At 73.6% G+C, this 13,771-nt stretch carries 13 protein-coding genes; 8 read left to right on the top strand and 5 right to left on the bottom strand.

The genetic code is table 11. The features are described from left to right. Window positions 1–10: 10 nt before the first annotated feature. Complete coding sequence (locus tag ACZ7EC_RS02375) at window positions 11–853, bottom strand: pentapeptide repeat-containing protein (RefSeq protein WP_471056642.1); 843 nt, start codon at window positions 851–853, stop codon at window positions 11–13. 208 nt (window positions 854–1,061) lie between these two features. Between ACZ7EC_RS02375 and ACZ7EC_RS02380 the strand changes: the two genes are divergently transcribed. Beyond that, a complete protein-coding gene (locus ACZ7EC_RS02380) occupies window positions 1,062–2,216 on the top strand; it encodes a glutathione-independent formaldehyde dehydrogenase (protein WP_471057817.1) in 1,155 nt (384 codons plus the stop codon). Between the two features lie 46 nt (window positions 2,217–2,262). Here the strand turns inward: ACZ7EC_RS02380 and ACZ7EC_RS02385 are convergent, their stop codons facing one another. Beyond that, entirely contained in the window at window positions 2,263–3,564 is a 1,302-nt protein-coding gene (locus tag ACZ7EC_RS02385; RefSeq protein ID WP_471056645.1) for an alpha/beta fold hydrolase, read from the bottom strand. A 199-nt stretch (window positions 3,565–3,763) separates the two neighbouring features. Between ACZ7EC_RS02385 and ACZ7EC_RS02390 the strand changes: the two genes are divergently transcribed. The 4 genes from ACZ7EC_RS02390 (at window position 3,764) to ACZ7EC_RS02405 (ending at window position 7,850) form a co-directional block, all read left to right on the top strand. Continuing rightward, entirely contained in the window at window positions 3,764–4,519 is a 756-nt protein-coding gene (locus ACZ7EC_RS02390; RefSeq protein ID WP_471056648.1) for a (Fe-S)-binding protein, read from the top strand. Continuing rightward, complete coding sequence (locus ACZ7EC_RS02395; protein WP_471056651.1) at window positions 4,516–5,991, top strand: lactate utilization protein B; 1,476 nt, start codon at window positions 4,516–4,518, stop codon at window positions 5,989–5,991. The genes ACZ7EC_RS02390 and ACZ7EC_RS02395 overlap by 4 nt, the downstream gene beginning before the upstream one ends. Then, window positions 5,988–6,632, top strand: coding sequence for a LutC/YkgG family protein (locus ACZ7EC_RS02400; protein ID WP_471056654.1), 645 nt, complete (start codon window positions 5,988–5,990; stop codon window positions 6,630–6,632). The genes ACZ7EC_RS02395 and ACZ7EC_RS02400 overlap by 4 nt, the downstream gene beginning before the upstream one ends. 63 nt (window positions 6,633–6,695) lie before the next feature. Then, entirely contained in the window at window positions 6,696–7,850 is a 1,155-nt protein-coding gene (locus tag ACZ7EC_RS02405) for an ATP-binding cassette domain-containing protein (RefSeq protein WP_471056657.1), read from the top strand. A 10-nt stretch (window positions 7,851–7,860) separates the two neighbouring features. On the opposite strand, the gene ACZ7EC_RS02410 is transcribed toward ACZ7EC_RS02405, so the two are convergent. From ACZ7EC_RS02410 to ACZ7EC_RS02420, 3 genes are read right to left on the bottom strand one after another with little or no spacing between them, the layout of a single operon-like run. After that, entirely contained in the window at window positions 7,861–8,808 is a 948-nt protein-coding gene (locus ACZ7EC_RS02410) for an ABC transporter substrate-binding protein (protein WP_471056660.1), read from the bottom strand. Then, window positions 8,805–9,476, bottom strand: coding sequence for an ABC transporter permease (locus tag ACZ7EC_RS02415; RefSeq protein WP_471056663.1), 672 nt, complete (start codon window positions 9,474–9,476; stop codon window positions 8,805–8,807). Before ACZ7EC_RS02415 ends, ACZ7EC_RS02410 begins: the two co-directional genes overlap by 4 nt. A 28-nt stretch (window positions 9,477–9,504) precedes the next feature. Next, on the bottom strand, window positions 9,505–10,185 hold the full coding sequence (locus ACZ7EC_RS02420) for an ABC transporter permease (protein ID WP_471056666.1): 681 nt from the start codon (window positions 10,183–10,185) through the stop codon (window positions 9,505–9,507). A 187-nt stretch (window positions 10,186–10,372) separates the two neighbouring features. On the opposite strand from ACZ7EC_RS02420, the gene ACZ7EC_RS02425 reads away from it, so the two are divergent. The 3 genes from ACZ7EC_RS02425 (at window position 10,373) to ACZ7EC_RS02435 (ending at window position 13,722) form a co-directional block, all read left to right on the top strand. Next, window positions 10,373–11,230, top strand: a complete 858-nt coding sequence (locus tag ACZ7EC_RS02425) for an AAA family ATPase (protein WP_471056669.1) — start codon at window positions 10,373–10,375, stop codon at window positions 11,228–11,230. Continuing rightward, entirely contained in the window at window positions 11,227–12,579 is a 1,353-nt protein-coding gene (locus ACZ7EC_RS02430) for a vWA domain-containing protein (RefSeq protein ID WP_471056673.1), read from the top strand. Before ACZ7EC_RS02425 ends, ACZ7EC_RS02430 begins: the two co-directional genes overlap by 4 nt. 174 nt (window positions 12,580–12,753) lie before the next feature. Continuing rightward, on the top strand, window positions 12,754–13,722 hold the full coding sequence (locus ACZ7EC_RS02435; protein WP_471056676.1) for a pyridoxal-phosphate dependent enzyme: 969 nt from the start codon (window positions 12,754–12,756) through the stop codon (window positions 13,720–13,722). Window positions 13,723–13,771: the final 49 nt, after the last annotated feature.

Here is a 13,771-nt window from a genome sequence, read left to right on the forward strand (position 1 = left end):
CCCGCGCCCCTCACGCCCAGTGCGCGGGCCGGCTCAGCGTCCCCGGCAGCCGCGTTCCCCGGTTCCCCCGAGCCGCGTTCACCTGCGGCTGGGTGAGGAAGAAGGCGCCGGTCAGGTCGGCGTCGGAGAGATCGGCGTCGCGCAGGTCGGCGCCGATCATGTCCGCGTCCCGCAGATCCGCGCCGGTGAGGTCGGCGGCGATGAGGTACGCGCCGCGGAGGGTCGCCGCGCGCAGGTCGGCGCCCCGGAGCCGGGCGCCCATCAGGTCCGCGCCCCTGCGGTCCTTGCCCTTCCCGCCCTTCGCCCCCTTGCCGCCGGCCGCCGCGGCCCGGACCAGCTCGCTGGTGCGCAGCAGGAGGACGTTGATCTCCGCGCGGTGCGCGGCGACGTCCAGCGCGGCCAGTTCCCCGGCGGGCAGCAGGGTGAGGCGCTCGGTCTCCTCCAGCGCCCCGCGCAGCTCGGGACGGACGGGCCGGGCGGCGGGCAGGGACAGCGCCTCGGTCAGGTACCAGAGCAGTTCGTGCAGCTGTCGTACGACGGGGAACGCCTCGAACATCCGGCGGGCCTGGTCCTTCGGCACCGTACGCCAGTCCTGGCCGTCGAAGGTGTGGCGCGAGACCTTCTGGCCCGCGCCGAAGCAGTCGTAGACCGTGCAGCCGGTGAAGCCCTCGTCCCGCAGCCGGGCGTGGATGCCGCAGCGGTGGTCGGCGGCGAGATGGAGGCAGGGCGTGCCCGCGGGCTTGTCGAGGGCGAAGTCGGCGGACGCGGCGAAGGGCAGGGCGACACAGCACAGCCCGAAGCAGCTCCCGCAGTCCCCGCGCAACTCCCTCAGTCCGGCTGTCTGATCTGGCATGAACACAGCCTACCTGCGCCGACCAGCCGGAATCCCGGCCCGCCGGACCGGAGGTTGCGGGCCCCGCCGCACGGGGGTTACCTGGAAGTACCGGCGGTGAAGCGCGCGCATGGGGGTCCGGTACGCACCGGGGGCCCAGGGGCGGCGCCCGCTCCCCCGGCATCGGCTTCGCCGCCGTCATCCAGCGTTCCACGCGGAGGTGACCAAGGTGAAAGCCGTCGTCTACGAAAAGCCGTTCAGCGTGGCGGTGCGAGACGTCGATGATCCGCGGATCGAGCATCCCAACGATGTGCTCGTCCGCGTCACGTCGACCGCGATCTGCGGTTCCGACCTGCATATGTACGAGGGCCGCACGGCGGCCGAGCCGGGCATCGTCTTCGGCCACGAGAACCTCGGGGTGATCGAGGAGGTCGGCAGCGGTGTCAGCTCGCTGTCCGTGGGCGACCGCGTCGTGATGCCGTTCAATGTGGCCTGCGGATTCTGCAAGAACTGCCTCGCCGGCGAGACCGGCTTCTGTCTGACGGTGAACCCCGGCTTCGCCGGCGGCGCCTACGGATACGTGGCCATGGGCCCGTACGAGGGCGGTCAGGCCGAGCATCTGCGGGTGCCCTTCGCCGACTTCAACTGTCTGAAACTGCCGCCGGGCGAGCAGTTCGAGACCGATTTCGTGCTGCTCGCCGACATCTTCCCGACCGGCTACCACGGCTGTGAGCTGGCCCAGGTGTCCCCCGGTGAGAGCGTGGCCGTCTACGGCGCCGGCCCGGTGGGTCTGATGGCCGCCTACTCGGCGCTGCTGCGCAGCGCGTCCAAGGTGTTCGTGGTGGACCGGGTGCCCGAGCGGCTGGCCAAGGCCGAGGAGATCGGGGCCATCCCCGTCGACTTCACCAAGGGCGACCCGGCCGAGCAGATCAGGGCGCAGACGAACGGGGAAGGCACGGACAAGGGCGTGGACGCCGTCGGCTACCAGGCCCAGGCGCACGACGACACCAGCCACGAGGAGCCCGCCATCGTCCTCAACGCGCTGGTGATGACGGTCCGGGCGACCGGCAGGCTCGGTGTGCCGGGGCTGTACGTGCCGTCCGATCCGGGCGGCCCCGACGAGCACGCCAAGCACGGCCAGCTTCTGGTCTCGATCGGCAAGATGTTCGAGAAGGGCCAGAAGATGGGCACCGGACAGTGCAACGTCAAGCGGTACAACCGCCAGCTGCGCGATCTGATCATCGCCGGGCGGGCCAAGCCCAGTTTCGTGGTCTCCCATGAACTGCCGCTGGACCAGGCGCCGCAGGCGTACGAGAAGTTCGACAAGCGGATCGAGGGCTATACGAAGGTCGTCCTGCATCCGGGCCACGCGCTCGCCGCGTGAGGCCGTGGGGTCCGGGCGCCCTCGCCGGGTGCCCGGACCCGCTGTGTCACACCTCGTCCCGGACCAGCGCGAGGAGCCGGTCCAGCACCCTGGGCGCGCCGCTGCGCAGCCCGTCGTGCTCGTACTCGTCGGTGACCCAGGTGCGCAGCCCGCGGACGGCGGCGGCCGTGCGCAGCGCGTGCGCGGTGTCGACGTACATGTCGTCGTGGTAGACGGCCGCGGCGACCGGGACCTCGTTGGCGGCGAGGCGGTCGCGGTCGTACAGCGGGGTCCAGTCGGTGCGGGCGGCGAGGAGTTCCGCGGTCTCGCGCAGTGGGCGCAGCGCGGGGTCGGTGTCGAACATCCAGGGGTGGATGGTCTCGCCGGTGAACAGCAGCGGTTCGTCGCCCGCGAGCGTCTTCGCGGCGTCGAACCGGGGGAACTCGGCGCGGACGCGTTCGGCGGCCCAGGCGGTGGGGCGGGCGTCCTGGCCGTAGATCGACTCGTGGACGAGGGCGTAGAGGGGATGGCCCGCGAACGACAGGAGGTGCTGCACCTGCTCCTGGAAGGCGTCCGCCAGTTCGTGTCCGGCCGGGGTGCGGACGAAGGCGTCCTCCAGGAGGTGGTGCAGGCGGTGGCTGCCGTCGCCGCTGCCGAGCATCAGGCCGAGGGACTGGAAGGCCTCGACGGTGAGGCGGTAGCCGTTGGGCAGCACCACGTCGTGGGTGAGCAGGTGCTCGGCGATGCGGCGGGCCCGCTCGACGTCCTGCGGGTACCGGGCGTAGTGCGCGCCGACCTTGCGTTCGACGCGGGGGTAGGCGGCGCGGTAGACGTCGTCGGCGTGCGCGTCGAGGTCGGGCAGTCCGCCGGTGATCAGGGCGGTGTCCAGGCCCTCGGGGGCGAGGGAGAGGTACGACACCGTGCAGAAGCCGCCGAAGCTCTGGCCGAGCACGGTCCAGGGGGCGCCGCCGGTGACCTCGGGGCGGATGGCCTCGCAGTCGCGCACGATGGAGTCGGCGCGGAAGTGGGTGAGGTAGTCGGCCTGCTCGGCCGGGCCGCCGCGCAGCGGGAGCGTCTGCCGGGTGGCGGGGGTGGACCGGCCGGTGCCGCGCTGGTCGAGCAGCAGCACCCGGTACTCGTCGAGCGCCCGGTCGAGCCATGCCTGCCGCCCGACGAAACGATGCGCCCCGAAGCCCGGACCGCCCTGCAGGTACAGCAGCCAGGGCAGCTCCTCGCCCGCCTTGCTCCCGGCGACCACCTCACGCGCGTACAGCTCGATGCTCTCGCCGCCGGGGTCGGCGTGGTCGAGGGGCACGGTGAACCGGCGATCGGTCAGAACGACACCGGGCTGGCGGTAGCTGCTGCTCAACGGGTCTCCCGGAAGGGGATGGGGCGGACGGACGGACCAAGTTCAGCACACGGCCGGGGGGACCGGGAGAAGGGGTGACGGCGGCCGGCCCGCTACGGCGCCGGGGCGCGCGCCACACCCCTGGGGTGCGGGTCCGCGCCCCTGCCCCGGAGGCGATTAGGCTGCATCGCGCCCCCGCGATCGATCCCGAGGAGCCGCGATGCGTGTCGCCCTGTTCCTGACGTGTGTCAATGACACGCTCTATCCGGAGACCGGGAAGGCCGTGGTGAAGCTGCTCACGAGGCTGGGGGTCGAGGTCGATTTCCCGATGGGGCAGACGTGTTGCGGGCAGGCGCACTACAACACCGGGTACCGGCACGAGGCGGAGCCGCTGGCGCGCCGGTTCGCGGAGGTGTTCGGCCCGTACGAGGCGGTCGTGACGCCCTCCGGGTCGTGCGGGGCGATGGTGCGGGAGCTGTATCCCCGGATGGCGGACCGGGCCAGGGCCGAGGGGCGCGGGGACTCGCTCGCGCGGACCGTCGCGCCGGTGGTGCCGAAGACGTACGAGCTGACGGAGTTCCTCGTGGACGTGCTGGGTGTGACGGACGTGGGCGCCTGGTATCCGCACACGGTCACCTACCATCCGACCTGCCACGGCCTGCGGAGCCTGGGCCTCGGGGACCGGCCCCGCCGGCTGCTGGAGGCCGTCGGGGGGCTGGACCTGGTGGAGCTGCCGGGAGCGGACGAGTGCTGCGGGTTCGGCGGGACCTTCGCGGTGAAGAACGCCGCGGTGTCGGCGGCGATGGGCACGGACAAGGTGCGCAACGCCGAGTCGACCGGCGCCGAGGTGCTGTGCGCGGCCGACAACTCCTGTCTGATGCACATCGGCGGCACCATGACCCGGCTCCGCGCGGGCATCCGGCCCGTCCACCTCGCGGAGATCCTGGCGAGCACCAAGGAGGACCCGGCGCTATGAGCGGAACGTTCGTCGGCATGCCGGCCTTTCCCGAGGCTGCGCGCGCCGCCGTGGACAACCCGACCCTGCGCGGGAATCTGCGGCACGCCACCCACACCATCCGCGCCAAACGGGCCGCCGCGGTCGCGGAACTGGCCGACTGGGCCGAACTGCGCGAGGCGGGCCGCCGGATCAAGGACCACACGCTGCGCCATCTCGACCGGTATCTGGAGCAGTTGGAGGCGTCGGTGACCGCCGCCGGCGGCACGGTGCACTGGGCCGCCGACGCCGGGGAGGCCAACCGGATCGTGGCCGCACTGGTCAAGGAGACCGGCGAGTCGGAGGCCGTCAAGGTCAAGTCGATGGCCACGCAGGAGATCGGGCTCAACGAGGCGCTGGCGGCCGAGGGCATCCGCGCCTACGAGACCGATCTCGCCGAACTGATCGTGCAGTTGGGCAGGGACCGCCCCTCGCACATCCTCGTCCCGGCCATCCACCGCAACCGCGGCGAGATCCGGGAGATCTTCACCCACGAGATGGCCGCCTGGGGCCGCCCCGCACCCGAGGACCTGACCGAGGCACCCGCCGACCTCGCCGAGGCCGCCCGGCTGCATCTGCGGGAGAAGTTCCTGCGGGCCAGGGTCGGCATCTCCGGCGCCAACTTCATGGTCGCCGAGACCGGCACCCTGGTCGTGGTGGAATCCGAGGGCAACGGGCGGATGTGCCTGACCCTGCCCGAGACGCTGATCTCGGTCGTCGGCATCGAGAAGATCGTGCCCACCTGGCGCGACCTGGAGGTCTTTCTCCAGACCCTGCCCCGCTCCTCCACCGCCGAGCGGATGAACCCCTACACGTCGATGTGGACCGGCACCACCGACGAGGACGGCCCGCGCGCCTTCCACCTGGTGCTGCTCGACAACGGCCGCACCGACGCCCTCGCCGACCAGGTCGGCCGCCAGGCCCTGCGCTGCATCCGCTGCTCCGCCTGCCTGAACGTCTGCCCCGTCTACGAGCGGGCCGGCGGACACGCCTACGGCTCCGTCTACCCCGGCCCCATCGGCGCCATCCTCACCCCCCAGCTGCGGGGCACCGCGAGCGAGATCGACGCCTCCCTGCCGTACGCGTCGAGCCTGTGCGGCGCCTGCTACGAGGTGTGCCCGGTCGCCATCGACATCCCCGAGGTGCTGGTGCATCTGCGCGAACGGGTCGTCGAGGGCGGCCCCGCGGTGCGGGACGGCAACAAGGTGGTGCTGCGCCCGGCCAGGGGCCACGGAGCCGAGCGGGCCGCGATGCGGGCGGCGGCCTGGGCGTTCGGGCACCCGCGGGCCCTGCGCACCGGCCAGCGGCTCGCCGCCCGCTCCCGCCGGCTGCACCCCCGTACCCTGCCGGGCCCCGGCCGGGCCTGGTCCGGCACCCGTGATCTGCCAAAGCTGCCCGCGGAGCCGTTCCGCGACTGGTGGCAGCGCACGCGCGGCGGAAAGGACGCCAAGTGAACAGCAGGGAGCGGATCCTGGGCCGGGTGCGGCGCGCCCTCGCCGACGTCCCCGCGGACGAGCGGCCGTACGAGGAGGCCGTGCCCCGGCCCTATCTGCGCGAGCACGGGCGGCGGACGGTCGAGGAGATGGTCGATCTGCTGGCCGAGAACCTCGCGGACTACCGGGCGATCGTGCACCGCACCGGCGCGCAGGAGCTGCCGGACCTGGTCGCCAGGCTGCTCGCCGCGCGCGGCTCGCGGGAGGTGCTGGTGCCCGCGGGGCTGCCGCCTCGGTGGCTGGCCGCCACGGACGCGGAGCGGGTCGCGGACCGGTCCGGGGACACCCCGCAGCGGCTCGACCGGGTCGGCAGCGTGGTGACGGGCTGTGCCGTGGCGATCGCCGAGACCGGCACCCTCGTCCTCGACGGCTCCCCCGACCAGGGCCGCCGCCGCATCTCGCTCGTCCCGGACCATCACATCTGCGTGGTCAAGGTCCCCGAGCAGGTGGTGGCCTCCGTGCCGGGGGCCCTCGAACGCCTCGACCCCACCCGCCCGTTGACCTGGATCTCCGGCCCCTCGGCCACCAGCGACATCGAGCTGGACCGGGTGGAGGGCGTGCACGGACCGCGGACGCTGGAAGTGATCCTGCTGGACGGCTGAACACGCGGACGGCGGCCGCCGATCGCCGCGCGGGGTACCGGCGGCGCCGTTAGCGTGGAGGGCATGATCCGGTTCGAGCACGTCACCAAGCGCTACCCGGACGGTACGACGGCCGTGGACGACCTCTCCTTCGAGGTCGCCGAGGGCGAGCTGGTGACGCTGGTCGGCCCCTCGGGCTGCGGCAAGACGACGACCATGATGATGGTGAACCGGCTGATCGAGCCGACCTCCGGGCGGATCAGCGTCGCCGGCGAGGACATCTCCGGGGTCGATCCGGTGCGGCTGCGCCGCCGCATCGGGTACGTCATCCAGCAGGTGGGGCTCTTCCCGCACCGCACCGTGCTGGACAACACCGCGACCGTGCCCGCGTTGCTCGGCTGGAAGCGGGCGAAGGCGCGGGCCAGGGCAGCCGAGCTGCTGGACCTGGTGGGTCTGGACCCGAAGACGTACGGACCGCGCTATCCCGAGCAGTTGTCCGGCGGGCAGCGCCAGCGGGTCGGCGTGGCGCGGGCGCTGGCGGCGGACCCGCCGGTGCTGCTGATGGACGAGCCGTTCGGCGCGGTCGACCCGGTGGTGCGCGAGCAGTTGCAGGACGAGTTCCTGCGGATGCAGGCGGCGGTCCGCAAGACGGTGCTGCTGGTCACCCATGACATCGAGGAGGCCGTCCGGCTCGGCGACCGGATCGCCGTGTACGGGCAGGGCCGTATCGAACAGTTCGACACGCCGGGGGCGGTGCTGGGGGCGCCCGCCACGCCGTACGTCGCCTCGTTCGTGGGCGCGGACCGGGGGCTGAAGCGGCTCTCGGTGACCGCGATCGAGCCGGACGATCTCCAGCAGCCGCCGGTGGCCCGCCTGGACGAGCACGCCGGACGGGCGCGGGAGCGGCTGCGGGCCCAGGGCGCGCGCTGGGCGGTGGTCCTGGACGCGGGGGGCGATCTGCACGGCTGGGTCGGGGTCGAGGACCTCGCGGCGGGTGGCACGGTCGGGGAGCACGCCCATCGGATGACCGCGTGGGTGCCGGTCGGGGCACCGCTGAAGCAGGCGTTCGGGATGATGCTCCAGTACGACGCCGGGTGGGTCGCGGTCCTCGACGGGGCACGCTTCCTCGGGGTGCTGACCCCGGCCAAGCTGCACGAGGCGCTGCGCCGCTCGGTGGACGCGGACGCGCGGGGCGTGGCGCGCGGAGAGGTGCCCTTCGACTCCGTCTCGGACGCGTGAAGGCGGCGTCCTACGTGAGCAGGCCCTTGTCCCTGAGGTAGGAGCGGGCCACGTCGGCGGGGAGCCTGCGCCAGCTGTCGACCTGTTCGTTCAGGTCGGCAAGGTCCCGCGTGGTGAGGACGGCGTTGAGGCGGCCGAGGGCTCTGGTGACCCCGGCGCCGCCCGCGCGGGCACGGTTGACGACCGGGACCACGTAGTCGGCGTTCTGGAGGTGCCGGTCGTCGGTGAGCAGGACCAGGCCGAACTGGTCGAGGGTGGCGTCCGTGGTGGTCGTCAGCACCATCTGGTCCCGGCCCTGCTGCACCGCCCGCTTGGCCGGAGTGGTGCCGACGCCCTTGGGGTCGACGCCGGTGACGTCGATGCCGTACACCGTGCGCAGACCCGGCGCGCAGTACGGGCGTTGCACGCATTCGTCGCCCGCCGCGAGCCGTACCCGCAGTCCCGACGCGCCGAGGTCGCTGAGCGTTCCGAGATGGTGGGCGCGGGCGTAGTCGGCGCTCACCGCGAAGGCGTTCTGGTCGACGGCGCGGCCCGGTGGCAGGACGGTCAGTCCGCGGGGGGCGGCGAGCGCGCGCAGGGCGGTCATCGTCGCGGCGAGGTCGGGTGAGCCGACCGGTGGCGCGTCGGCGCCGTGCACCTTGGCGTTCAGCCAGTCCGCGAAGGTGGCCGCGAACTCGGGCACCACGTCGATCTGGCCGGACTCCAGGGCCGGTTCGTACAGCTCCCGGTTGGAGACGGTGAGGATCGAGGTCCGGTACCCGGCCGAGTCCAGCAGCTGGGCGTACATCTGGGCGAGCACATCGCTCTCGGTGAAGCCGGCCGAGCCGACGGTGAGGTGGTGGCTGTCGCCGGGCGGCGCGGTGACCCGGCCGCGGTTCTCCAGGGAGGGGCCGGTGGCGCAGCCGGTGAGGACGAGGAGCACGGACAGGAGCGGGAGCAGCCGGCGGACGCGTCTCATCGGCCGCCCCTCGCCCGCGCGGGACCGAGCCGTTCGGCGATCTCGAAGCAGCCCTCCACGAGGAGTGCGAACACGGCGACCAGCAGGGCGCCCGCGACCACCTGGGGTGTGCTGGCGAGGTTGAACCCCGCGGTGATGATCCGGCCGAGCCCGCCGCCGCCCGCGAGTGCCGCGATGGTGGCGGTGGCGACGAGTTGTACGGCCGCGATCCGCACCCCGTTGAGCAGCAGGGGGAGCGAAAGGGGCAGTTCCACGTGAAACATCAGCTGTCGGCCGGTCATACCCATGCCTCGGGCCGCCTGGACGACTCCGCGGTCGACCTCGCGCATCCCGACGTAGGCGTTGGTGAGCAGCGGTGGCACCGCGAACAGCACCAGGGCGACGACGGTGGGGCCCTCCCCCCAGTTGCCGACCGGGGTGAGCAGCAGCAGGACCAGCACGGCGAAGGTGGGCACGGCCCGGCCGGCGTTGGAGATGTTCACTGCGAGCGCCCCGCCCCGGCCGAGGTGGCCGAGGACCAGGGCGACGGGCAGGGCGATCAGACAGCTCAGGACGAGGCAGACGGCGGTGAGGGCGAGGTGCTGGAGCAGCCGGTGCCACACGCCGTTCTCCCCGGACCAGTGCGCGGGGTCGGCGAACCAGTGCCAGGTGGCGGTGAGGGTGCTCATGGGCGGCTCGCTCCCGGCCGGGCGGTGGTCATGGGCGCGCCGCCCTCGTCCACGGCGTGATCAGCCGCTGCACGCCCAGCAGCAGCAGGTCCGCCGCGATGGCGATCAGCACGCAGAGCACGGAGGCGGTGAGCACCTGGGCCTTGAAGTAGGTGTTCATGCCCGCGTAGATGAGGTTCCCGAGGCCCCCGAAGCCGACGATCGCGCCGACGGTGACCAGGGAGACCGCAGAGACGGTGGCGATGCGCAGCCCGGCCATGGCGGCGGGCAGGGCGAGGGGCAGTTCGACGGTGAGCAGCAGGCGGACGGGACCGTAGCCGAGACCGCGCGCCGCCTGCCGGGTCTCCTCCGGGACCGCGCGCAGGCCCGCGAGGAGATTGCGGACCAGCAGGGTGAGCGAGTACAGCACCAGACCGGCGACGACGAGGGTCGCGGAGAGGCCGTAGAGGGGCAGAAGCAGGGAGAACATCGCGAGGGACGGGATGGTGTAGAGGATCGTCGTGAGGGCGAGCACCGGTCCGGCCGCCCAGCCCCAGCGGCGGGCCAGCACGGCGAGTGGCACCGCGATGACCAGGCCGATCAGGATCGACAGAGCGGTCAGCTGGAGGTGCTGGACGATCGCATCGAGCAGGATGCTCCGGCGGCTGCTCAGATAGGCGCCGCAGATCCACTCGTTGCGGGCGAGGCAGTCGTCCGGGGCCGCGGTCACGGGTCCATTGGACCGGTGGGCGGGGCGGTGCGCGCGCGGTGGGGGGCCGTACGGGGGGAAAGACGTCGGGCGGGCCGGGGCCGGTCCGGTCCGGGATCCATGCGTGACAGCGGCGCTGAACAAGCGCTTAGATAGATGAGCTTGGGCAGTTTCCGGACGCTGCTCCCGATCCCGCCGGAGGACCCCGTTGTTCACGTCCGTCGACGACGTCTCCGCCCGCCTCGCCGAGACCGGCTACCTCGCCTCCCCCGCCGTCGCCACCACCGTCTTCCTCGCGGCCCGGCTCGGCAAGCCGCTGCTGGTGGAGGGGCCCGCCGGGGTCGGCAAGACCGAGCTGGCCAAGGCCGTCGCCCAAGTGGCGGGCGCCCGGCTGGTCCGGCTCCAGTGCTACGAGGGCGTGGACGAGTCCCGCGCCCTGTACGAGTGGAACCACGCCAAGCAGCTGCTGCGCATCAGCGCGGGCCGGGACGAGAGCTGGGACGAGACCCGGACCGACATCTTCAGCGAGGAGTTCCTGCTCCCGCGCCCGCTGCTGACCGCGATCCGCGGCGACGAGCCGACGGTCCTTTTGATCGACGAGACCGACAAGGCCGACGTCGAGATGGAGGGCCTGCTCCTGGAGGTGCTCAGCGACTTCCAGATCACGGTGCCGGAGCTGGGCACGGTCACCGCGACCCGCCGCCCGTTCGTCGTGCTCACCTCCAACGCGGGCCGGGAGCTGTCCGAGGCGCTGCGCCGCCGCTGCCTGTTCCTGCACATCGGCTTCCCCGAGGAGGAGCTGGAGCGGCGGATCGTACGGCTGAGGGTGCCGGGCCTGCCCGAGGCGCTGGCGGAGTCGGTCGTACGGGTGGTCGCGGCCCTGCGCGCGATGGACCTGCGCAAGGCGCCGTCCGTCGCCGAGACCGTCGACTGGGCGCGCACCCTGCTGGCGCTGGGCGCGGACACCCTGGACGAGGCGGTCGTACGGGCCAGTCTCGGGGTGATCCTCAAGCACCAGGACGACATCCAGAAGGCGGCGGCCAAGCTCGACCTGGACGCGCTGTGAGCGACCCCGCCGAGCGGATCACCCGGCTGGTCGGGGCACTGCGGGCGCACGGGCTGCGGATCGGCACGGGCGAGACGGTGGACGCCGCCCGCGCGGCCGAGGCGCTGGGGCTGGCGGACCGGGAGCTGCTGCGCGAGGGGCTGGCCGCGACCCTGCTGCACGGCGCGGGCCAGCGCGCCGTGTTCGACCCGGTCTTCGACCTCTACTTCCCGCGCGGCGTGGGCGCTCCGGACGCCGGACCCGGCGACCGCGAGAGCCTGCGCGACCGGCTGGCCGAGGCGCTGGCGGCCGACGACCGCGCGCTGCTGGCCCGATTGGCGGCGCAGGCGGTCGACGGATTCGGCGGATACGGGAGTTCACCGGGATCGGACGGCTGGTCGGCGTACCAGACCCTCGAACGGCTGCGCCCGCAGACCTTGCTGGCGCGGGTGCGGGCCGGGGTACGGGCCGGTGCGGGCGACGGCGGCCACTTCGCCGACCGGCTGCTGGACGACGAGATCCGGCGGCGTATCGAGGAGTTCCGGCGGCTGGTCGGCGCGGAGGCGCGGCGCCGGGTCGCCGAGCGGCGCGGGCCGGACGAGATCGCGCGGCGCGGGGTGCGCCCGACGGCCGACCGCGTGGACTTCCTGTTCGCCGGCCGGGACCAACTGGCCGAGCTGCGCCGGGCGGTTCAGCCGCTGGCCCGCAAGCTGGCCACCCGGCTCGCCGCGCGCCGCCGCCGGGCCGCGCGCGGCACGATCGACCTGCGGCGGACCCTGCGCGCCTCGCTGTCCACGGGCGGTGTCCCGATGCGGCCGGTGCTGCGCCGGCGCCGCCCGGTCCGGCCCGAACTGGTCCTGCTCTGCGATGTGTCCGGCTCTGTTTCGGGCTTCTCGGACTTCACGATGCTGCTGGTGCAGGCGCTGCACGACCAGTTCAGCAAGGTGCGGGTGTTCGCCTTCGTCAACCGGCTCGACGAGGTGACCGGCCTGCTCGACCACGGCCGCGCCGACCCCGAGGGCCTCGGCGCCCGCATCCGCGAGGAGGCCACGCTCACCGGCTGGCACGGCAGCAGCGACTACGGCATGGCGCTGGGCGAGTTCGCCGAGCGGTACGGCGCCGCGGTCGGCCCGCGCACCACGGTGTTCGTCCTCGGCGATGCCCGCACCAACCAGAGCGACCCGAACCTGTCCGCGGTCCGCGAGATCGCCCGGCGGGCCCGGCGCGTGTACTGGCTGAACCCCGAACCGGCCGACCAGTGGGGCACCGGGGACTCGGTGGCACCGGCGTACGCGGAACTGGTCGAGATGCACGAGTGCCGTACGGCGCGGCAGCTCGCGGAGCTGGTGGGGCGGCTGTTGCCGGTGTGAGGGCGGGGCGAGGGCGGGGCGAGGGCGGGGCGAGGGCGGGGCGAGGGCGGGGTGAGGGCGCGGTGTTCGTCGTACTGTCGTCCCTACCGCTGTCACCGCTGTCACCACTGTCACCGCCGTCACCGCCGTCACCGCACCGAGGGCTCCCGCCCTCCTCCTCCGAGGATTCGCCCAATGACGCACTCGCCCGTGCCGCTCGGCACCTTTCCCACCCCGCTCGAACCGGCGCCCCGGCTGGCCGCGGCGCTGGGGCTCGGCCCAGAGGACCTGTGGGTCAAGCGGGACGACCTCACCGGGCTGGGCGGGGGCGGCAACAAGATCCGCAAGCTGGAGTGGACGGTGGGCAAGGCGCTCGCCGAGGGCGCGGACACACTGGTGACCACGGGTGCCGCACAGAGCAACCACGCCCGGCTGACCGCCGCCGCGGCCGCCCGGCTGGGTCTCGGCGTCGTCCTGGTGCTGCGCGGCGCCCCCGGTGCCTCCCGCTCCGGGAACCTCGCGCTCGACGGGCTGTTCGGGGCCCGGCTCGCCTGGGCGGGCGACGTGGACCAGGCCGGTCTGGACGCGGCCGCGGCCGAGGTGTGCGCCCGGCTGCGCGCGGACGGGAGGCGCCCCGCGCTGATCCCGTTCGGCGGGTCCGGGCCGCTGGGCGCGCGGGGCTATGTGCGCTGCGGCGAGGAACTCCGCGCCCAGCTGCCCGAGTTGCGCACCGCGGTGGTCGCGCTCGGCTCGGGCGGCACCATGGCGGGCCTGGTCGCCGCCCTCGGCACCGGCGCCGTCCTCGGCGTCGACGTCGGCGCGCTCGCCGACCCGGCCGCCGCGGTGGCCGAGTTCGCGACGCCGCTCACCTCGGAGGCGGTCACGGCGCGGCGGCTGCGGGTACGGCGGGACCAGGTCGGCGCGGGGTACGCGGCGCTGACGGAACCGGTGGCCGAGGCGCTGCGGCTGGCGGCGCGCACCGAGGGGATCGTGCTGGACCCGACGTACACGGGGCGGGCCCTGGCCGGGCTGCGGGCGGCGGTGCGCGACGGCGAGGTGCGCCCCGGTGAGAAGACGGTGTTCGTGCATACCGGCGGGCTGCCGGGGCTGTTCGGGCATACGGCGGCGGTGGCGGCCGCGGAGGAGGGGGCGGGGGTGTACTGAGGGCGGTGAGGGGCGTCCGGAAAATTTCTCGGACCGCACCCGCAACCTC

Source organism: Streptomyces sp. NPDC037203 (assembly GCF_055605065.1).